Source organism: Chitinophaga ginsengisegetis, from assembly GCF_900168065.1.
In the GTDB taxonomy this organism is placed as follows: domain Bacteria; phylum Bacteroidota; class Bacteroidia; order Chitinophagales; family Chitinophagaceae; genus Chitinophaga; species Chitinophaga ginsengisegetis.
The window spans coordinates 540,654-562,014 of record NZ_FUZZ01000001.1 but is presented as its reverse complement, the minus strand read 5'-3'; the positions used below and the strand labels follow the sequence as shown (position 1 = coordinate 562,014).

The 21,361-nt window shown below is 50.1% G+C and carries 19 protein-coding genes; 5 read left to right on the top strand and 14 right to left on the bottom strand.

Going from position 1 to position 21,361, the window contains the following annotated elements; translation table 11 throughout:
- Window positions 1-56 precede the first annotated feature (56 nt).
- The gene (locus B5Z18_RS02100) at window positions 57-383 is read left to right on the top strand and encodes a NirD/YgiW/YdeI family stress tolerance protein (protein ID WP_079467741.1); all 327 of its coding nucleotides are present in this window, start codon (window positions 57-59) and stop codon (window positions 381-383) included.
- A gap of 9 nt (window positions 384-392) precedes the next feature.
- On the opposite strand, the gene B5Z18_RS02095 is transcribed toward B5Z18_RS02100, so the two are convergent.
- Window positions 393-1,352, bottom strand: a complete 960-nt coding sequence (locus B5Z18_RS02095; protein ID WP_079467740.1) for a sulfite exporter TauE/SafE family protein — start codon at window positions 1,350-1,352, stop codon at window positions 393-395.
- Between the two features lie 210 nt (window positions 1,353-1,562).
- Between B5Z18_RS02095 and B5Z18_RS02090 the strand changes: the two genes are divergently transcribed.
- Window positions 1,563-2,852: a hemolysin family protein gene (locus B5Z18_RS02090; RefSeq protein ID WP_079467739.1), complete on the top strand. Its 1,290-nt coding sequence runs from the start codon at window positions 1,563-1,565 to the stop codon at window positions 2,850-2,852.
- A 10-nt stretch (window positions 2,853-2,862) separates the two neighbouring features.
- Entirely contained in the window at window positions 2,863-3,726 is an 864-nt protein-coding gene (locus tag B5Z18_RS02085) for a pirin family protein (RefSeq protein ID WP_079467738.1), read from the top strand.
- Window positions 3,727-3,756: 30 nt separating this feature from the next.
- On the opposite strand, the gene B5Z18_RS02080 is transcribed toward B5Z18_RS02085, so the two are convergent.
- Window positions 3,757-3,999: a hypothetical protein gene (locus B5Z18_RS02080; RefSeq protein WP_079467737.1), complete on the bottom strand. Its 243-nt coding sequence runs from the start codon at window positions 3,997-3,999 to the stop codon at window positions 3,757-3,759.
- Between the two features lie 265 nt (window positions 4,000-4,264).
- On the opposite strand from B5Z18_RS02080, the gene B5Z18_RS02075 reads away from it, so the two are divergent.
- Together B5Z18_RS02075 and B5Z18_RS02070 are read left to right on the top strand one after the other, a co-directional pair.
- Window positions 4,265-4,444, top strand: a complete 180-nt coding sequence (locus B5Z18_RS02075; protein WP_079467736.1) for a hypothetical protein — start codon at window positions 4,265-4,267, stop codon at window positions 4,442-4,444.
- Window positions 4,445-4,502: 58 nt separating this feature from the next.
- A complete protein-coding gene (locus tag B5Z18_RS02070) occupies window positions 4,503-5,129 on the top strand; it encodes a hypothetical protein (RefSeq protein ID WP_079467735.1) in 627 nt (208 codons plus the stop codon).
- Between the two features lie 42 nt (window positions 5,130-5,171).
- Here B5Z18_RS02070 and B5Z18_RS02065 read toward each other — a convergent pair whose 3' ends face one another.
- The 12 genes from B5Z18_RS02065 to sufC form a co-directional block, all read right to left on the bottom strand.
- Window positions 5,172-6,758, bottom strand: a complete 1,587-nt coding sequence (locus tag B5Z18_RS02065; RefSeq protein ID WP_079467734.1) for a beta-N-acetylhexosaminidase — start codon at window positions 6,756-6,758, stop codon at window positions 5,172-5,174.
- A gap of 74 nt (window positions 6,759-6,832) precedes the next feature.
- Entirely contained in the window at window positions 6,833-9,463 is a 2,631-nt protein-coding gene (locus B5Z18_RS02060; RefSeq protein WP_079467733.1) for a DUF4132 domain-containing protein, read from the bottom strand.
- Between the two features lie 21 nt (window positions 9,464-9,484).
- Window positions 9,485-10,624 carry a VWA domain-containing protein gene (locus B5Z18_RS02055; RefSeq protein WP_079467732.1) on the bottom strand — a complete coding sequence of 380 codons (1,140 nt, stop codon included), beginning with the start codon at window positions 10,622-10,624 and terminating at the stop codon, window positions 9,485-9,487.
- Window positions 10,614-12,965, bottom strand: a complete 2,352-nt coding sequence (locus B5Z18_RS02050; RefSeq protein ID WP_079467731.1) for a DUF5682 family protein — start codon at window positions 12,963-12,965, stop codon at window positions 10,614-10,616. Before B5Z18_RS02050 ends, B5Z18_RS02055 begins: the two co-directional genes overlap by 11 nt.
- A gap of 276 nt (window positions 12,966-13,241) precedes the next feature.
- Entirely contained in the window at window positions 13,242-14,321 is a 1,080-nt protein-coding gene (locus tag B5Z18_RS02045) for an ATP-binding protein (protein WP_079467730.1), read from the bottom strand.
- 24 nt (window positions 14,322-14,345) lie between these two features.
- Window positions 14,346-15,800, bottom strand: a complete 1,455-nt coding sequence (locus B5Z18_RS02040) for a DUF5691 domain-containing protein (RefSeq protein WP_079467729.1) — start codon at window positions 15,798-15,800, stop codon at window positions 14,346-14,348.
- Window positions 15,800-17,113, bottom strand: a complete 1,314-nt coding sequence (locus B5Z18_RS02035) for an SWIM zinc finger family protein (protein ID WP_079467728.1) — start codon at window positions 17,111-17,113, stop codon at window positions 15,800-15,802. The genes B5Z18_RS02040 and B5Z18_RS02035 overlap by 1 nt, the downstream gene beginning before the upstream one ends.
- A gap of 116 nt (window positions 17,114-17,229) precedes the next feature.
- Window positions 17,230-17,541 carry a DUF59 domain-containing protein gene (locus B5Z18_RS02030; RefSeq protein ID WP_079467727.1) on the bottom strand — a complete coding sequence of 104 codons (312 nt, stop codon included), beginning with the start codon at window positions 17,539-17,541 and terminating at the stop codon, window positions 17,230-17,232.
- Window positions 17,538-17,966 carry a SufE family protein gene (locus tag B5Z18_RS02025; protein WP_079467726.1) on the bottom strand — a complete coding sequence of 143 codons (429 nt, stop codon included), beginning with the start codon at window positions 17,964-17,966 and terminating at the stop codon, window positions 17,538-17,540. The genes B5Z18_RS02030 and B5Z18_RS02025 overlap by 4 nt, the downstream gene beginning before the upstream one ends.
- A 10-nt stretch (window positions 17,967-17,976) precedes the next feature.
- Complete coding sequence (locus tag B5Z18_RS02020) at window positions 17,977-19,224, bottom strand: aminotransferase class V-fold PLP-dependent enzyme (protein ID WP_079467725.1); 1,248 nt, start codon at window positions 19,222-19,224, stop codon at window positions 17,977-17,979.
- Between the two features lie 7 nt (window positions 19,225-19,231).
- Window positions 19,232-20,551, bottom strand: a complete 1,320-nt coding sequence (gene sufD / locus B5Z18_RS02015; protein ID WP_079467724.1) for a Fe-S cluster assembly protein SufD — start codon at window positions 20,549-20,551, stop codon at window positions 19,232-19,234.
- A gap of 8 nt (window positions 20,552-20,559) precedes the next feature.
- Window positions 20,560-21,324, bottom strand: coding sequence for a Fe-S cluster assembly ATPase SufC (sufC, locus tag B5Z18_RS02010; RefSeq protein WP_079467723.1), 765 nt, complete (start codon window positions 21,322-21,324; stop codon window positions 20,560-20,562).
- Window positions 21,325-21,361 lie beyond the last annotated feature (37 nt).

The window sequence follows — 21,361 nt, the reverse complement described above, 5'->3', positions numbered from 1 at the left end:
GGTGAACAATCTGTCATGATTATTGTTTATGGTGTTAGCAAACCAATATATTTATCATGAAAAGCTGGATGCTATGTTTGTTGCTTCCCCTGTTCGCTCTGCAGGAACGGACTTACACCATCGGAGAGGTGATGCGCAATGCCCGGCAACTGCACAACGACAGCATCGCCGTTAAGGTGACCGGCTACGTTACTAAAAAGCTCCGTGGTAATAACTATCTTTTTGAAGACCGGACCGCAGAAATCCAGGTGGATATAGATCCGAAGTTCCTTCCGCAGCGGCCTTTCAGCGACCGGGAGGTGATCACCATTAAAGCTTTGGTGGAATATGAAATCAACAAGCCCATTACTTTAAAGGTAAACCAGCAGGTAAGCAACGATTAACGGCTACGACTATATGATTTTGAGCACAAACATGTAGATGCTCCTCATACTTGCCAGGATCACAATTACCGCTACTGCCACCATAATAGTTTTAGCAGAAATTTTATTGGATACTTTTGCCGCAATGGGAGAAGCGATGGCACTGCCTATCACGAGGCCGAGTACGGCATCCCAGTGTACATGGTACAATACGGTTACAAAAGTGAGGGAACTGAGCATAGCGATAAAAAAGCGGGTAGCCTTTACCGTGCCCAGCGAAAAGCGGGGATGTCTGCCGCCGGCAATCAGGGAAGATAATACGATAGAACCCCAGCCTCCGCCGCCAATGGCGTCTATAAACCCGCCACCAAAGCCCAGCAAACCTATTTTCTTTATTTTTTTAGCCACGTGTTTTTTACGCTGCGCATTAATGGCCCTCATCAGGATCACCGTGCCGAGGATGAGCGTATAAAGCGATACTACCGGCTTGGTGTATTGTGCGTAATGTTCCAGCGACGACAGCAGGTAAGCGCCTATCACCGCTCCGGCAATACCCGGTAATATCAGCAGTTTGAATAATGTTTTATTGACATTACCCATCCGCATATGCATCCAGCCGGCAATACCGCAGCTGAGGATCTCGGAGATATGTACCGCCGTACTCGCTGATGCAGGCGGAATACCCATCGACAGGGAAAAGGTAGTAGAGGTAATGCCGTAAGACATACCAATGGCGCCGTCGATCATGGCGAAAATAAACCCGGCTATGAGGAAATAATAAAAAGTAGGAGGCACGTCTTCCACGTAGGTGCGGAAATCGGGCGATTGCCACCATGCCACACCAAGTATAACGCCTAGTATGAGGATGCCTGCGATACCATAAATCCAGCGCTGTTTTCTAAAGTTGACGCTTTCCTGCGGCGTTGCAGCATTTGATTCATTTGTGCTCGTAGCTGCGGGCGCAGCGAGGGTAGTAAGTTCTTTCTCCATTTTTTATTAATGTGCCAGCCTTAATTCCCCACAAAATACATAAACTCTATGAAATAAGTAGACTGCTTGGAAAAAATTGCATGGAAGAAAGGTAAAATCAGTGATATATCTCCCGAAATTTTAATTTATAAAGGGTAATTCCTCAAAATACCCGAACGTATAAAAATTGATTTACCTATATTTGGGGTTGCGAACCAATTTAACAACTACATGCTTTGGCAACTCTTCTGGACAATTATATTAGTATTATTAAACGGATTCTTTGTTGCGGCAGAATTTGCCATTGTTAAAGTACGTTCTTCTCAAATCAACAGCAAAGGCAGCGTAGCAGGCAAAAGAGCCACTGCCGCAGCCAAAAGCATCCTGAATAACCTGGATGGATACCTGGCGGCGACGCAGCTGGGAATTACGCTGGCTTCACTGGGCCTTGGCTGGGTAGGCGAATCGGTAATGACCGCCATCGTACTAAAGTTGATGGCAAGCCTGGGTGTTACCATTTCACTCGCCGCCACTCATGTAATCGCCGTCGCCATTGCTTTTACCATTATTACCATTCTGCATATCGTTTTCGGGGAACTGGCCCCTAAATCAATGGCCATCCGCAAACCGCTGCCCACCACGCTGGTGGTAGCCATCCCGCTGCGGGCGCTGTTCGTGATCTTCCGTCCTTTTATTTGGCTGCTCAACGGCTTCGCCAACAGTATCCTTCGTCTTATGGGCATTAAACCCGCCGGGGAGTCGGAAATCCATTCGGAAGAGGAATTGAAACTGATCATTTCTGAAAGCCAGGAAGGCGGCGCGATTGAGGAAACCGAACGGGAACTGATCCAGAATGTATTTATGTTTGACGACAGCCGCGTAAAAGAAATTCTCACCCACCGTAAAGATATTTCCTCCCTCGACATCAATCTGCCCCTGGATCAGCTGATAGACCAGGTAATCAGAGATGGATATTCCCGGTATCCCGTGTCCAGCGGTTCGCTCGACGAACTGAAAGGCGTGGTATATACCAAAGATGTGGTAAAGGGAATGCACGAAAAAACACTCCATAATATAAAGGATATCATGAAGCCGGTATTTTATGTACCGGACAGCATGAAAATAAAAGACCTGCTGCGCACCTTCCAGGGACAACGCCTGCAAATGGCCGTGGTAACCAACGAATTCGGCGATACCGAAGGAATTGTTACAATGGAAGACATCCTGGAAGAACTGGTAGGGGATATCCAGGATGAACATGATCATGAAGCGCCGATTGTAGAGCAGAAAGATGATAATTTTATTGTGGATGCGCATGAATACCTCGCAGATATCAATGAATTATTACCTTACCCGCTGCCGGAAAGCGAACATTATGAAACCCTTTCCGGTTTAATAAACTACATCCACGGAAACATTCCGCGGGAAGGTGAAGTGATCATCATTGAAAATTATGAAGTACTGATCCTGAAAATGTTCCGCAGCTCCGTGGAAAAAGCCAGGTTAAAACTGATCCGATAAAATATTTTTTATGGAGAAGAAAATCCTCCACGTTCTCGAAGGACGCGAAAAACATATTACCGATACGGAAGTAGTGCGGCAGTCGCTGCCCACTATGCAGTTCCGTTTTGCCAATCCGTTTATTGTGGTGCATCATATGCCGGCTAAGTATTTTGCGCCCGGATCGCCGGAAGACAGGCTGCATCCGCACCCTCACCGCGGGTTTGCACCGGTTACCTTTATGCTGCAGGGGCAGGGCTACCACCGCGATAATGCAGGTAATGCCATGACCGTAACCGCCGGCGACGTACAATGGATGTTTGCCGGGAAAGGGATCCTGCACAGTGAAGGCCCGTCGGAAGAATTTCTGAAGAAAGGGGGTAACTACGAGTTGTTGCAGCTCTGGTTTAATGTGCCCGCCGCGCATAAAGCAGAAGATCCCTGGTACCAGTATATTAAAGGAACGGAAATGCCCGCAGTAGCGGAAAAAGAAGGTGTACACCTTACCCTTGTGGGCGGCGAATATGAAGGTAAAACCGGGCCGTTAAAAAACTTCACACCTATCACTGCTATCTGGGGAAATGTGGAAGCCGGGAAAGAGGTAACGCTTACGGCTACACGTGGATACTGGACGCTGCTGTATGTAATAGATGGAAAAATAGAAGTGAACGGAACAGCAGTAGCAGGCTATCATCTTGTAGTATTTGATAAGGACGATGAGCAAGCGGACATTCACATCACCGCGCTTGAAAATACCCGGCTGTTATACCTTTGCGCGGAACCCATCAATGAACCGGTAGCAGCGAAAGATAATTTTGTAATGAATACCGCCGAAGAAACCGAGCAGGCTATACAGGATTATAAGAACGGTTTATTTGGTACGCTTGAACAATAAAAAAGGAGGGGAATTTCCCCTCCGCTAAAATCATCTGAGTAAAGTATCTCTTCTCTGTGGCCAGGAAGTATCTCCTTTTTTATCTTTTTTCTTCTTGTGTTTCATCACTGTGTCCATTGGCTTAGGTGGAAAAGTGTCCTGTGCAAATACTTCAATCTGGTCAGTTTGTATAGGCTTTACCGGAGCCGCCTGCGCCTTGTCCGGGTTACCCCTGAAGAAAACAAAGAGGGTAAGAACGCCTATAAGTCCGATGGTAGCTGGTAGGTTTTTCATAAAAAAATAAATTTATGTTCAGGAAGATAATAAGCAGATATCATGCGCCCTTTCCTGCGGCAGAGCACTTTTGGAGATAAGCCACTGATCCTATTTTAGTTATCCCCTCTCTGCGTTATTCCTTCCCCGTTTTTACTGTGGATATTGTCCGTCAAAAAGTGGAGCGACAGACACGCTATCCCTTACCGGTTGCCCATACATAGCCGGGAGGAGTGAGGCACTGCTTTTGTGGCGCCTAAGGTATTGTTCACCAAAAATTTGTCTTATGAAAGGCACCAGAAATGAAAATACCCGGCAAAGTAAACAGCAATCTTTTTCCAATCTGCCACGGCCTGAAATCAGGGATAATCTTGACAGCAGGAAGAATGAAGAACAGGACGATAAAGGCGATGATACCACGCATAACAGCAAGGATACCAAAGCCCACAAGCGTAAAAAACATTGATGACAGGCAGTTCCGGCCGTACCTCAGCGACCGGGTCTGATTTTAAAACCAGCGGACTATGGATCGTATATTTTTCAGACTATCACTGTTGCCGGTGATGATTTTTGCAGCCTGCAACAGCCCCATGCAAAATAAAGAAGAACGGGCAGCAAAAGACTCTGCCAATGCGCCGGTGCAGGCGCCTGCAACAGAAGATGTTAAAAGCGTGACACTGGATACCACCTACGGAGATTACCGTATTTCCGCTATTGCCCGTGGCAACAGCAGCATGCGGGATCTGATCCTGGCGGTGGGCAGCAAAAAAGACTCCACACAGGCAGACAGCACCATTGAAAAAGACGTGAAGGGAGCGCTGAAAAATATGATGATCGCGGACCTGGACGGAAACGGTAAACCGGAGCTTTATTTACAGATGCTGTCTGAAGGTACCGGTCAATTCGGTAAGATCTATGCTTTTGACATAGGGCCAAAAATCACAAGGATTAATACCTACTCGCTGGATACCATGCAGCAAAAGGCTTACAGGGGGCAGGATACATTTTTTATAAAAGGAAAAACGCTGGTACGCACTTTTCCGGCTTTCAGGGAAAACGATCCTGATGCGTTAACTGCAAACACCAGAGGGATCATCGTTTATCATCTACAGAAGGCGGGCGATACCCTGAAGCTGCTGCCGGCGAAATAAACAGCTATTGCAGCCAAACAGTTGCTGCAATAGCTGTTATAATTATTTGTTGTACTGAATACCTTCTTTATCCCAACGGGTATAGAAGTATTGCAGTGCATTGGAAAACTGTGTGAAGTTTTTGTTGGCAGGAACGGTCCAGCCATCTTCCGCATAGGCCGCCAGGCGCGGAAACACCTGGTGGTTCATTGTTTTTACATCCGGAATCCATTCGCCCCACATCTGGCAGCCACTGCCCAGTATTTTTGCGTGATACTTTGGATCCAGTCCTTCAGGGATGGGGTCAAAGCTGTAAGCTTTTTCCAGCGGTATTTCCTTGTAGTCGTAATCCAGGTAAGTCATGGCGTGATAGGAATTGATCACCTCATATCCTTTGGACACCGCATCGGTGATGAGTTTCAGCTCTCCTTTCCAGAACTGCACGATGGTACCGGCCGCGAGTTTCTCAGTAGCGGAAACATCTTTGCTATCGGTGAACTCATGCAGTTTGCTGCCCATGATCTCGTTCCAGCCAGCCATGCGGCGGTTTTTGCGGGCGAGGTAGTTGGAGATGTTGTTGGTGAAAGCAATCTGTAAGTCGGCGGGTGAGCCCAGTTTATGCGCTTTCATATAGGCGTTTACCCCGGCGTCTGCTTTCCACTGGTCGTATTTTACTTCGTCGCCGCCAATATGGATTACTTTGGATGGGAACAACGCAATCACTTCCTGCAACACATCTTCCAGGAAAGCGATCACTTTAGGATCGGATACGTTGAAAACATCGTAATGTACGCCGAATTTGCCAGGTACTTTGATAGGCGTGTGCGTGGTGCCCAGCCAGGGATACGCGGCAATAGCGGCGCTGGAGTGACCCGGCATTTCTATTTCAGGAATAATAGTGATATGCCTGTCGGCTGCGTATTTAATAATGTCTTTAATCTGTTCCTGTGTATAAAAACCTTCATGAGGTTTGCCATCATATACTTTGCTGTTCCAGGTACCTATTTGGGTGGAATCGCGTTTGCTGCCTACGCTGGTGAGCAGGGGATACTTTTTTATTTCGATGCGCCAGCCCTGGTCGTCGGTCAGGTGCCAGTGGAATACGTTCATTTTCAGCAGCGCCATTTCATCGAGCAGGCGCTTTACGGTTTCGCCGCCTTTGAAGTAGCGGCCTTCATCCAGCATGAATGCCCTCCAGCCGAAGCGGGGCTTATCTTTGATGGATACGGCATTGATCGTGTAGGCGTTGCCGTTGGCTGTAATGAGCTGGCGTAAAGATTGGATACCATAAAACACTCCGGTGGCGGTGGCTGCGGTGATGGTAATGTTATCCGGTGTTACCTGTAGCAGGTAGCCTTCTTTCCCTAATTCCTTTTCCAGTTTTTCATTCAGGGAGAAGCGGATGTAATTGTTTTTAGCGGTAGGTTTCAGGGCGAGAGAAAGACCATGTGTTTCCTGTAATGCCTGTTGCAGCTGGTTGGCCTCGCCGGCGCACTTGCCTGGAATGATGGCAGTGGCGCCGGATAAAGAGAATGTGCCGGATAATGTTTTTACTTCCGACGGCTGCGGAATAATGTTGATCGCCGGCAAGGGCCCTGCCAACAGCAGTAGCAGGCAGGCAAATGCCAGTGTGGAGCGTAGTTTTAGCATACGTAGATTTTTATTGTTCACTTGGTTAAGGTGAAAAAATACAATAAAATCCCGTGATTTAAAAGAACCTCCTATTAACCTTCCTGTTCCATATAACCACTTGGCAAACCGTTTTCCATAGAAGCGTCGCCGTAATCGTATTCCACGGCTGCATAACCCTGCGATAAGGTTACCGGTCTTTCCAATTGAGGAAATACCGGTTCAACAGGCAGTTCATTGAATTTATTTTTCCATTGCTGCAGGGTGGCTGCATCCAGGTGAACGGGATGCAATATCCTTATGTGCGTATTTCCAGGAATGGTAAGAACGTCGCCTGTAACTGTTTTCGGCGTTATGTTTTCATCACAGTAAAAGGCAGTGATCAGTTGATCGGCTTCATCAAATAACGCCCATACCAGTCGCGTTGCAAAAGCAGACATCACGGGGTTTTGCTGAAATACCGCCTGCCATTTTGCAGCGCTCCATTTTCTTTGTTCTTCCAGGAACAGTTCCAGTCGCTGTGTTTGTACCCTGATGGTGTCGGCCATTTCTTTTGGCAGCGCTTTGAATGCATTCCTGATATCCCTGGGGGTGGCTACCGGGATCGCTTTCAAGCGACGGCCTTTATCGTTGAGATAAGCCGGTTTAAAGTTGCTGTCAAGGAAGGCGCGGTATGTTTCGTTCTTTACTTCAAAGGACCTGTACAATCCGTCGAAGCCAAAATCCGGCACCAGTGAGTCGATCAGTTCATGCAGCGTCATGCCTCTTTCCGTGGCGGTAAGCTCCAGCGCCCTGAGGGCTGCGGCGCCTACTACTGCTTTGCGGAAGCGGTACCTGCGTGAGAAGAATTCCACTTCACGGAGGGCTTTATTGCTGCCATGCAGGGCCAGTGCGCCCACGCCGTGTTCCGCCATTTTGAGGCGTTTGGTGGTAATCCAGAGCTGTATGTCTTCCCGGAGCGTATCTGCCAGCAGGTCGTCTCCCAGCAGGGCCGTGAGGGTCATGAGATACTTCAGTTTCAGATCGCCGCCCTGGTCGGCATAGGCTTTATAGAGTGCGCGGGCAAAATCGCCGCTGCGGGACCTGTCGATCAAACGCAGCAGGGGTTTGGCTTCCACGTCGGCGTGTACTTCCGTTACCCTCGACATCCGGTAAATAAGGAAGCGCATCATGTCGGTGGTCATTACGGTGCCATCCAGCAAATAGAGTGGTGGCAGGGCTTTGTCGTCCAGCCATTTCTCTGCCGGTTTGGAGAGCTTGTGTCTTTTCTTTGCAAACATCACCAACTTGGTAACGAGCACCAGGTCGTCGGTATCCGTGAGGGTATGACCTCCCAGTGTTTCCAGCATCAGGTCGCGGGCATCGTCATTTACTTCTTTGTGAAGCGCCAGTTGCAGCAGTTCGCGTGCATGCGGGTTGTCGAGTTTAGAGAGGATCTGTACGGCAGTTAAGCGTTGATCCGCTTTCTTATGCCCCAGTAATTCCGCTGCTCTTTCCAGCGCCTGCGGGTGTTCCGCCAGTATAACGGCCACGAGTGTACGAACAGACTTCAGTTTATGCAGTGTGTATGGCCAGAGCTGATCTATATACAGTGCTTTGTTCAGTTGGGAGAGTACCGGCAGTACTGTTCTGGCGTCGTAATCATTTTCCAGTGCGTGCAGCAGCATGGGGGCAGCCTGTTCCTGTAATTCGTCTGCCAGCACCTGGAAGGCTTCCGGGTGGAGGGAACGTTTTTGGGAGAGCAGGTTACCGAGATAGGGAACGGCCGCGGGGCGGTCGAGGTGCAATAGGCCGCGCACAGCCAGCACACCGGGGGGCATGTTGTTGGGCGGTACATTCCCTGTTACTTTTGAGTATCCCGATTCCGGTGTGTACGGGACTGCCACCGGCATGTCAAGGAAATCGTAGGCTGCTTTCAGCAGCCGTTGGTTATATTTTTCCGGGAGATGACCGGCGAGTAAATAATAACCACTGAGCGCGGCTGCATAGTCGGGTACTGCGGCCAGCTGCGTGGTTGTTTTTTCGATCAGCGGTTCATACTTGCCCAGGTTGTTTTGCAATAATACGCGCGACACGGCCTGTTGATCCGGGAGGTACTCCGGTAGCAGGAGGATGCTTTCCAGGTATTCCATTTCCCGGTCCGGGTGCCCTTTGGTGAGGAGCCGGAAGAAGAGGGAGTTCCATCCTTTCTTACGCCAGGTGTTTACGTAGGCGTTGATCACGTGTGGTTCCGCACTTTTGATCAGGTCCTGCAGGAATTTGCGCAGGGGCGTGAATTTCAGCGGCGCCAGGTCGAAGTTGTTGCCATCCCTGGAATAGCTGATCATGAGGGAGCCGATTTCTTCCGGTGTGCAACCCCGTTGCTGGAGGTAGCTGGTAAAGTAGCTGAACCGCAATACGATGGAGGAGGAAGTTCCGGGCATATCCAACATGGGAATGATGGTAGTCAGGAAAGTTTCTTTGCATTCGTTCCAGGTAAGCGGAGGTGAAATCAGCTTCAGGATGAGCCGGTCGTTGTCGTCCCAGTGATCGGGAATCTGCAGCAGGGAAATAAAATGTCCCATTTGCCGGGCGGCTTCAGCGGTGGGAAATACCGGTGGTGTTTCATAGGTATGCCCTGTAAGGAAATCTACCCCGGACTGTATAGTGCCTGCGATGTTTTCATAGTCATTCAGTTGTTTCAGTTTTTCAACAAGAGGTAGTATAGTTTCCTTTTTGTATGGCATAAGGGTATAGATAGATTCAGTTTATTTTTTCAGCACAATATCTTCTTTTGCGGCCCATTGAGCAACATCCTGTTTGCTCAATGCGCAGGCCATCATCTCCGGAAATTTATCCGGGGAGCATGCAAATACGGGTATCCCGAGGTTAGCCAGGAATTGGGCATTCTCGTGGTCGTAGCTGGGGGCGCCTTCATCATTCAGCGCCAGCAGTACGATTACCTGTACACCTGCTGCTGCAAGTTCGGTAAAGCGTTTCCGCATATTTTTTTCATCTCCTCCTTCAAAGAGATCGGTGATCAATACAAGCACGGTGTCTGCCGGTTTGGTGATGATCTGCGCGCAGTATTTCAATGCGGCATGGATATCTGTACCACCGCCCAGTTGTACGCCAAACAGGAGCTCCACCGGGTCCTGCAATTCTTCTGTAAGGTCTGCCACGGCGGTATCAAACACCACCATTTGTGTTTTTAGTGCCGGGATAGAAGCCATTACGGCCCCAAATATACCAGAATAAACGACAGACGTACCCATTGAACCACTTTGATCGAGGCATAATACCACTTCTTTCAGCGCCGACCGCTTGCGGCCGTATCCGATCAGTGTTTCCGGGATGATGGTTTTATAGTCCGGTTGATAGTGTTGCAGATTTTTCTGGATAGTAAGGGGCCAGTTCACCTCGTTGTGCCGTGGGCGCCGGTTACGGGCGCTGCGGTTTAAGCTGCCGGTAATGGCCTGTTGGGTTGGTTGTGCCAGTTTCCGCATCAGTTCATCCACTACTTTTCTTACTACCTGCCGGGCGGTGTCTTTGGTTTTTTCCGGGATTACCTTGCTCAATGTCATCAGGGTGGCCACCATGTGTACATCGGGTTCTATGTTTTCCAACATCTCTTTTTCAAAGAGCATCTGGGTGAGGTTCAGGCGTTTGAGGGCGTCCTGTTGCATTACCTGCACCACAGAGGCGGGAAAGTAGCTCCTGATATCGCCCAGCCAGCGGCTTACATTGGGAGAGGATGGTCCTAATCCTCCCTGCCTGGTGCTGTCGTACAGGGCTTCCAGCGTTTTGTCCAACTGCAGGTCCGTTTTATTTAACGAAAAGGAGGTGCCATCATTCTGGGATCCTCCCAGCATGAGCCGCCACCTGCGAACCTGTTCTTCATGCTCCATCCGGTAATAGTTTAGCGTCTTTAAATCCCAGCAATTGCATCACTACCGGGATGCCACGGGCGCCCCGCTCATAGTCAATATCCCCTGTGGTAGTTGCTTTTATGCTAGTTCCATTTCCGCCGTGTTTCACTTTGTCGCCCAGTTTTTTTCTTTCCGGGGCAGTAAAGTTAGAAAAGGTGCGGCGTAATAACGGCAATACCTGTATGAAAATATCATTTTCCAGTTGAGAAACCCAATTGTGCACCATGCTCCACAGCTCTTCATCCAGTAACAGGAGAGTGCCGCTGCCCCTGAGAAAGCCTTCCAGCCAGGCAGCTGCCAGTGCAGGCGGATTGGCAACGGACATGGATACACTGAAAGCTTTTACCAGTGTTTCCCCCGTCATTATTTTGGCATCGAAAAGGAGGCGGGAGGCGTAGCCGGCTATCATGGGTGCCGACTGCGGGTTGCCGGAAATGATCAGCAGTGTTTCCTGCCAGGAGCCAGTGAGCTCATTATCCTGTACCAGGTTAATGGCGTCGTTCATGGCAAAGAAGAGATCCAGCAGCGGGAGTGCGGCATCATCGGCTACCGCCGTGCAGGCAGCGGGTAAGCTGATGCAGATGCGGCCAATCATGCTTTCGGTGATGTTGTTAACCAGCGCTGCATCTGTTTTGCGTACGTTGCCATACCTGCTGATATTTACCAGGGAAGGAATTACTTCCATCAGCTGGAGTACATCGCCGGAAGCGGCGGCGAGGTTGTTGATCCGGTGGATCAGCACCTCCACTATCGCGGGGAGTTCCGCGGGGATGGCTGATTCCAGCATTTTACACACCTGTTGCAGGGTGCCGGTATTATTAGCAGTGTTGATTACAAAGCTGGTGGCGGCTTCTGCTACCGTATTTCCCCAACTGCCTTTTTCAATGATGTCAATAGAAAAGGCGGGGTCCCATTGCAGGCGCCATTGTTCTTTAAAAGTGCCTTTACCGGATACTTCAAACCGTTTTCCCCAGTGTATTTCCAGCAGTTGCAGGCGGTGCAGGAAGATACTTCTTTCCAGGTCCGTGTCTTTCCGGAGGTCGAGGGTATAGTCTTTAAAGTCCGCCGTTTGGGGCAGTCTCAGTTTTTTCTGCCACCGGGTGATATCGGTTTGCAGCGGGGGCGTAGGCACTTCCGTGGGGACCTTCCCGATCCTGTTGCGCACAATCAGTTCATCGCGGATCAGCTGCATGAGGATACTTTCCCCGTTGCAGAGTACACTAAGCGTGGCCTCGTTGAGTTCTTCCAGTCCGGGCCGCGGATAGTGGCGGAGGGCCGCCAGCGCATTGGCCAGGCGTACGGCTTCCATTACGTGCGCCACGGAGGTATCCTGTTGCTGCTCCCTGAAGAGCTTTGCCACGAGGGCCATCCAGCGGGTGCCATCATCGGCGGGATGTTCCCAGATATGTTCGTACCATCCCGGTGAGGGGATGCCTGCGCCGTAGCCGCTTTCATAACTGAGGCGGCTATACGTCCACGGGATCCAGGTGCATTCCACTTTTGTTTTGGGCAGCCCTTTCAGCCGGTCGTTATCGTCTTTTTGCTTGGGCATGGTTTGCAGCGCCGGTGCGTGCCAGGCGCCGCATATCACCGCTATGCGCTGGAACATTTCCTTTTCCGCCTGGCGGATGCATTTCCGCATCCAGGCTTCGCGGAGGGCTTCTTTCCGGTCGTACCGCCGGGGGAGTTCTTCCCGGAGTGCGTGCATGGCGTCATGTACGGCTTCAAATACCTGTTCCTGCCCGAGGCGGTATTCAAACATATGTTCCCACCACCGCTCGCCGTCGTCGTAGCCGGCGGCATGGGCCAGGTGGGCGACCGGGTCCTGCGGTGATCGCGGCAGAAATTCCATGTCCAGTTCCGCGGCCGTGAATTCTTCTGTGGAGTTGTTTAGTTCCGCAGGTGGAGTCTCCCCGTCCGGGGTTGTGCTTTGGGTTTCATCTTCTTTTTGCGTTTCGTCCCTTTGCGCGCCGGCCGCTCTTTTTGCGGCGGCTTCATTTTCCATTCCGAAAACATGGGCCAGCGGGAGGTCCATAAAGCGGGCATGGATGCGATGGGTTTTGGCATACAGCATTGCCTGCCATTCCGGTGAGAACGCAGCAAAGGGATAGAAGCAGGCTTTCTGCGGACTATCCGGCTGGTACGCCAGGATCGCTACCGGTGGCCGGAGGTCGTCATGACCGGCCCATTGCAACAGGCTATCTGCTTCCGGCGGTCCTTCGATCAGCACAATATCCGGTTGGAGCTCTTCCAGAAAAGCTTTTACATTCCTGGCGGAGCCAGGACCGTGGTGCCGGATACCTAATATATGTACAGACATACGTCGATCATTATTAATAAATGAGTGGGATGCCTGAGGTTTGACATCTCCCGGAAAATATACTGAAAGTAATTTTTAAGCAATCGTTATGCAATGAGCACATTATGATTAAGTTATAAAATTTACCTTAAAGTAAAACATGAGGTCCTGAAGAAGGCTTTCCTACCTTTTAAAGGCGCTTCCACCATGCTTCAAACGTGGACTTGATACGCTTCATCTACGCTTTAACCATGCTTCAACCACGCTTCAAAGGTGGACTTGATCCTTAATATTCCGTTACGCCAGGTCGCGGCAGGCACGGTACACATCTTTCCATTCCTCGCGTGTTTTCACTACCGTTTCCAGGTATTCCTGCCAAACCAGTTTATCCTGAACGGGGTCTTTCACCACGGCGCCGATGATGCCTGCGGCAAGATCGGCAGCATTGAGGGTGCCATCGCCAAACCAGGCGGCGAGGGTGAGACCATTATTAACCACAGAAATGGCTTCAGCAGTGCTGAGGGTGCCACCGGGCGACTTCAGCTTGGTTTTACCATCGAGGGTAACGCCGTTGCGGAGTTCGCGGAAGATGGTAACGATGCGGCGGATTTCCTCAATCGCCGGTTTTTCTGCCGGCAGCTCCATTGTTTTTTCAAAGCTTTCCACTCTTCTTCTTACGATATCAATTTCCTCTTCCATAGAATCCGGAACAGGCAGGATAACGGTATTGAATCGGCGTTTCAGCGCACTGGATAATTCATTTACACCTTTATCGCGGTTGTTGGCGGTGGCAATGATGTTGAATCCTTTGGTAGCCTGCACTTCTGTATTCAGTTCCGGAATGGGAAGCGTTTTTTCCGACAGGATAGTGATGAGGGTATCCTGCACATCGGCGCCGATGCGGGTGAGTTCTTCTATGCGGGCAATTTTACCTTCCTGCATGGCGCGCATTACCGGCGTTTCCACCAGCGCATTCCGGGTAGGGCCTTCTGCCAGCAGACGGGCATAGTTCCAGCCATACCGCACGCTTTCTTCGCTGGTGCCGGCAGTGCCCTGTATAATGAGCGTGGAATCGCCGCTGATGGCAGCAGCCAGGTGCTCGCTCACCCAACTTTTGGCGGTACCGGGTAAGCCATACAACAGCAGGGCCCTGTCGGTAGCGAGGGTAGCTACCGCGATTTCCATGAGGCGTTTGCTGCCAATATATTTAGGGGTGACTTCAAAACCGTTCTTCAGTTTTCCGCCGATCAGGTAGGTGACCACCGATTGGGGTGTCAGTAACCAGTTTTGCGGACGCTTCCCCGGGTCGTCTTTTTTCAGTTCTTCCAGCTCCTGTGCATACAGTTGTTCGGCGTGGTAACGTAAAATGTCTGACATGGTATGTTGATTAATGTGTTTGGATTAAAGTGATTGTATCTGGCTTTTTGCCTGAAGCAGCCGGCCCAGGTGAACCTTTATATTATTCCAGTACCCGGTGTGATAGGCTTCCACGGGCGTGATATCGTCCAGGGTAGCGGCAATGGCCACGGGTATTTGCCGGATATGATTGTTCATGAATTGCTGGTTGTAGGTGTAAGGCTGTGTGGCCGCATATTTGAATATCCGGGTACACAGCGGGAGGCTCCATTCTTCCTGGTTGTTGCAGGCGTACTGGATGATGGAATCCGGGTGTTCATCAAAAAACTTTTCACTGAATTGCTGCTGTTGTTCCGGAGGTAGCATGGGAATGATATCTATATAAAATGTTTCACTGTGATGCATAAACGAAAGGGCGCGCTCCTTGTCTTCAAACCAGGCGATGGCCAGCACCAGCGCCGGGATAAAGGGTTTCAGCGAATCCTGCAACTGAAAAAGGGCGATCACCCTTTCCGTATTCCGCTTGAAATGCTCTTCCCAGCGGGCGGGATGTACGAGGCTGATCAGCTGGTAGAGGATGTGTGTTTCATCCGTGATGGTTTTATCGTTGCTGAGTTTTTCGATGCCGCTCTGGAAGATGCTGTCGTCTGTTATTTCCGGGAGGGCTACGGTTACCTGTCCGTATTCATCGAGTTGTATGGCGCCGGCTATGATCTGCCAGTATTTTTCATGCAGCGAGGAGCCGGGCAGTTTTTTCAGGATGCGGGTGGCGGTTTCTTTTACCTGTTTACTTTTTTCAGTAAGCAGGGATTCCAGCCAGGGAATGTCTGCAGGGTTTGCGGGTTGTTCCAGTACGGAGAGCAGTTCCGTTTTCACGGTGGCGCTTTCTTTGGGCCAGGATTGTTCCAGCCAGGTGCGGGCCATTACGGGATCGGCTGCACGCAGTTCTTTCAGCGCTTCCACACGTTGTGCCGTGGCGCCGTTCTGCCACCTGTCTTCGATGGTGTCTGCCACGCGTGAAAAGTTCCAGTCGGGGTTAAAGTGCCCGAGCCATTCCGCGCGTTGCCCCCCTGTGGCAGCGATCAATGCCCGCAGCGATTTATTCCGCCAGCCTTTATCGAGCATCACGGGCAGTTGCGCTGGCGGCAGGAGTACGTTGGCTTTCGCACAGTATTCCAGCCAAAGCTGGAGGAGCTGGATGCTGTCTGTTTCCAGTACCTGTTGCAATACCCTAACGGCGGCGGGTTTACAGTAAGGCTTTGTTTCCGGCGGGCACACTTTCGTGGGTGCTAAGTTGGCGGTTACGGGTTGGGTACCGCTTAGCCGGTAGTTGTAGAGTACTGCAGCCAGTTGCAGGAACTTATCTTCTTTATCTGTGTTATCGCCGGTCAGTATGGTATTGGCCGCCTGTTGCAGCGGGCCATTCATACCGGTGCTGTCGGCCGGCTTTTTAGCCGTGCCGAGTAGGGCAGTATTGATGAGTTGATTCCAGTGCTCCATTATAATATTTTGTATTCCTGTTCGTGCCAAACGCCAATGGGTTCGTATTGGGTTTCTTTACCTGTAACTGCCATGTGCAGGGGTGTTCCTCCGCTCAGCGCCAGCAGTTTCCAGATGTGCTGGAATGTTTTTTTCACGGGCATCAGTTGCCGGCGGCTATCCTGCAGCCACCATTGTTCCGCGTGCCAAACGGGGGTGAGGTCTGCGATCGTGTATACCTGGTCGTTATACACGGGCAGTACTTCACTGATGGCGGTTTGTGCGGTTACTACTTCCTGCCATCCGGCGTAGCCGTTGAAGGTATGATTGGCCGGTATTGTTACCTGTTGTTTGATGAGTGCGCGCAGCGGTGCTGCCGAAGGGTAAAATACCAGTTCTGCATTGATGGCGCTGCCGGGTGTGAGGGCGTTGGTGATGGTGCTTTGCCCGCGTACATAAAACTGCAGGATCAGCGCGGGGCGTTTGGTATTTACGCCGTATAGCCAATAGCGTTCCACCACGAGGCGGTCTTCCTCCGTAGTTTGTTTTCCCAGTACCTGCCAGGTGTCGGTGATGCCGGTTTGTTCCTTCAGTTCTTCCTGCGAGGTGGAAAATCCGGCGAGGGTACGGATATCCTGCTGTAGTGCAGGCGGGAGGTCGCTGATATGCTGATAGCCTTGTATAACGAGGTAAATGCGGGTGAGCTGTGTGATGAAAACGGATTGCCATCCGTCGTGGAAGTAGCTGATGTCTGCCAGTTCGCGCATCATGGCGGCGAGGCCGGGGGCCTGTGCATCTACCATGCGGCGGATCATATTTTCAAAGAAGGAAGGATCTTTTTCGGGCATGTCCATGATACCGTTGCGCACGAGATCTTTCATCCAGCGGAGGAGTTCTGCGGCGCCGTCGCTTACTTTCTGCATGCGTGCCTGTTGCCTTTTGGCCTGGGCGGTGGTATCTGCCTGCTTCTCTGTAGCAGTGGGCGTTGTATTTTTCTTCTCTTCTTTTTCTGCGCGTTTGGCGAGCCATTCGCTAACCCAGGAGGGCGGTGTTTCTTCGGGGAAGGAAGCCCGCTGCCTGGAGTAGAGCAACAGCAGTCCCAGTCCGTGTTTGCAGGGAAACTTACGGCTGGGGCAACTGCATTTGAATGCCATGTTGCCGGTGTCTATCTGTGTCTGGTATGGTTTACTGCCGCTGCCCTGGCATTCGCCCCATAACGCTATTTCGCTTACGCCTTTACTCACCCATTTAGCCGGATTGGCCAGGTCCTTCCCGGATTTACGGGAAGATTCATCAGGCGCCATAGCAAGCACTTGTTCGTCGGATAGGTTCAATGGATTAACGATTTAAACCGCAAAGTAAATAATTCCATAAAATAAAAAACCAAATATCAGATAACACTACGCAGTGTATTTGATATTTGGTTTTAGTATGTAAGTATTGTGATTTTTTACAGAAAGCCGAGTTCCAGCTTTGCTTCTTCGCTCATCATGTCCTTTGTCCAGGGCGGATCAAAAGTAAGGTGAACATCTACATCGGAAACGCCTTCTATATTTCTTATTTTTTCATCTACTTCCCGGATAATATCGCCGGCTACGGGGCAGCCGGGAGCGGTAAGGGTCATATCGATACCGATCCTGTTATTCTCCTTGATCTTTACTTCGTATACCAGTCCAAGTTCCCATATGTTCACCGGGATTTCCGGGTCGAATACGGTTTTGAGCTGTGCTTCTATCTGTTCTCTTAATGTTGCTTCACTCATTGCTGGTTAATTTTAGCCTGGTAGGCGATGGCGTACAGCTTCATTTGTTTGAGCATACTCAGTAACCCGTTGGAGCGGGTAGGTGAGAGGTGGCTGCTCAGGCCGATGGCATCGATAAAATAAATTTCTGCTGCGGCAATTTCCTGTGGTGTATGACCGGAAAGTACATAAATCATCAGGCTAACAAGCCCTTTGGTAATCACGGCATCGCTGTCGCCGGTAAAGAACAATTTGCCGTCTTTCAGCTCTGTATGCAGCCACACGCGCGACTGGCAGCCTTTGATGAGATTGTCCGGCGTTTTAAATTCTTCTGAGATGAGTGGTAATTCCTTACCCAGCTGGATGATATATTCGTATTTATCTTCCCAGCTGCCCATCACCGAAAAATCGGATATAATTTCTTCCTGTATTTCCTGAATCGTCATATTCGCCTGTTTACAAAAGCATGGCGCTGGCTCTTTTTATGCCGGCTACCAGTTTGTCTATTTCTTCTTTGGTATTATAGAAAGAAAGGGATGCACGTACCGTACCGGGGATTTTAAAGATATCCATCAGTGGTTCGGTGCAATGGTGTCCTGTTCTTACGGCGATGCCTTGCTGATCCAGCAGTTCACCCATATCAAACGGGTGGATGTTGTGTACCAGGAAGGAGATAGCGCCGCTTCTTTCTGCTGCGTCTCCGATAAAACGGATACCATCGATCTGTCGTAGTTCCTGCATGGCATATTCCATCAGCTCTTCTTCCCATTGCTGGATTTTGGAGATCCCGGTTTGCTGCAGGTATTGGATAGCCGCGCCCAGTGCGATGCCACCGGCAATGTTAGGGGTACCGGCTTCAAATTTATACGGCAGTTCGTTGTATATTGTTTTTTCGAAAGTAACGGTTTTGATCATATCGCCACCACCCTGGTAGGGGGGCAGTTTATTGAGCCATTCCTTTTTGCCATAGAGTACACCGGTTCCGGTAGGTCCATAAATTTTATGACCAGAGAAAGCCAGGAAATCAACGTCGAGGGCCTGTACATCAATACTGATATGCTGGATCGCCTGAGCGGCATCGAGCAGTACCGGTATATTGCGTGCATGCGCCAGCGTTATAATATCCTGCACCGGGTTGATGGTGCCCATTGTATTGGAAACGTAGGTAACGGCTACTATTTTCACGGAGTCGTCCAGCATGGCTTCGTAGGCATCCATCCGGAGTTCGCCGCGGTCGTTGATAGGAATTACCTTGAGTATGGCGCCGGTTTCTTCGCAGGCTATCTGCCAGGGCACTATATTACTATGGTGTTCCATGGCGGAAATGATAACGCTGTCGCCTGGTTTGAGGAAGCGGCGGCTCATGGTATTGGCTACCAGGTTGATGCTGGCGGTGGTACCTGCGGTGAAGATCACTTCATGCGGGTCGGCGGCATTGATATAACCTGCAATGGTGATGCGGGCTTTTTCATATGCGTTGGTAGCTACCTGGCTCAGGTGATGTACACCCCGGTGCACATTGCTGTTATATTCTTCGTAATAGCGGGCTTCCGTGTCTATTACAACCTGTGGTTTCTGCGTGGTAGCTCCGTTGTCGAAGTATACCAGCGGTTTACCATGTACCTGTTGCTGCAGGATAGGAAAATCCTTTCTGATCTGCTTTACGTCCAGGCCGTCGGTTACTATGTTAGCAATATGTTCCATTGTAAAATTAGTTATTCATGATCTCCGCAATCTGCGTCTGCAGGAAATGTTGCAGGGCAGGCACCTTCACTGCATCTGTGATGTCGTGGGAGAAGGCGTTTACCATCAGTGCTTTTGCCGCATCTTCGCCTATACCGCGTGAGCGGAGGTAGAACATGGACTCTTCACTGAACTGACCGGCAGTAAAACCGTGGCTGCACTTTACGTCGTCGGCATAAATTTCCAGCTGAGGCTGGGAGTTGATGTCCGCTTTGGCACCGAGCAGGAGGTTATTGTTCTGCTGGAAAGCATTTGTTTTCTGTGCTTCCTGGTGTACAAGGATCTTGCCGGTAAATACGCCGTTGGCGTTATCGAGCAGTACGCCTTTGTACAGTTCGTTGCTGTTGCAATCGGGCATGATGTGATCCATAAAGGTATGGTTATCTACATGCTGGTGTTTGCTGGCAATATATAAACCGTTCAGATTAGTTTCGGTATGACTGCCATTCAGGGCCACGCTCAGGTTGTTACGGGTGAACGGGGTGTTTGGCAGGGTGAAATTAAAATGGTGATAACGGCTGTCTTTGTGTTGCTGTGCAGCAGTGGTATGTACTTCGCGGAAGCTTTCGGCGCCCTGTTGTACATTATAATGCCACAGTTCTGCATTTTCCAGTACCACGGTTTCCAGTACACTGTTCGCAAAAGCGATGGTGGCGGTTTCCGGGTGTACGGAAGTTTCGATGATAGTAGCGGCCGCGTTTCTGTTCAGGATCCACAGGTGGCGTGGCTGAATGAAGGCGTGCGCTGTACAGGAGTAAACGTTTACTACATGTATTGGTTTATCGAGCACGGTATTGGCAGCCAGTTCAAGATACAGGCCATCTGCGAAGAGGGCTGTATTCAGCTGTGCCAATGATTCGGCGGCCAGGTGGTGCTGTTCGTTGAAATAAGTAACAAAGCCTGGTGCGGTAGTATGGGCGCTCATGGCGCCAACGGTAATACCTTTACCTTGCGGCAGGGTAGACTGATCCGCCTGCAGGTGGCCATTTACCAGCACGATGCGGTAGCAGTCCAGCTCAGGAATAGCGGTGCTGTTTATTACTGCTTCTGAAACAGGGGAAGCGGTAGAGAGCAGTTCATAAGGAAACTCTTTCAGGTAGCGCTGAATATTCGTGTAGCGCCATGCTTCCGTTTTCAGCGTAGGCAAGCCTATTGCAGAGAAACGCTCCAGCGCCTTGCGGCGGATGTCCTGCAGCGTATCCGTAGCGAGGGCCGGAACCTGTGCCGACAGTGCATTTACATCTTCTGTTAACGCCTGGTAAAATGGCAATATCATATCGCTTGTCATAGTTCTTTTTATACAGATTCTTTCAAATGTAATTCCTCTTTCAGCCAGTCGTATCCTCTTTCTTCGAGTTCCAGTGCCAGTTCTTTGGTACCGGTTTTAATGATACGGCCGTTGTATAATACATGCACAAAGTCAGGTATGATATACTCCAGCAGGCGTTGATAGTGAGTAATCACTACGAAAGATTTTTCTGCATCGCGTAATTTGTTTACACCATTTGAAACAATACGCAGTGCATCGATATCCAGTCCGGAATCTGTTTCATCCAGTATGGCCAGCTGTGGATCCAGCATAGCGAGTTGGAAAATTTCGTTACGTTTCTTTTCGCCACCGCTGAATCCTTCGTTGAGGGAACGGTTCATCAGGTTGGAGTGGAAGTCAACCAGTTGTTGTTTTTCTTTGGTCAGCTTCAGGAATTCCCTGGCTTCGAGGGCCGGGAGACCTTTATACGCCCTGATTTCGTTCAGTGCGGTTTTGAGGAAGTTGAGGTTAGAAACACCTGGAATTTCTACGGGGTATTGAAAAGCGAGGAAAACACCTTCGCGGGCGCGTTCTTCCGGAGCCATATCCAGCAGATTTTTGCCGTTGAACCAAACTTCACCTTCGGTGACAGTGTAGTTATCCCGTCCCGCCAGAACAGAAGCCAGTGAGCTTTTGCCGGAACCGTTAGGTCCCATGATGGCGTGCATTTCTCCTTTGTTTATTTCGAGATTAATGCCTTTCAGAATTTTTTTCCCTTCTACTTCTGCGTGCAGATTTTTAATCGTCAGCATGATTGTTTTATTTCGTTCTGTATGTATTAATTGGATA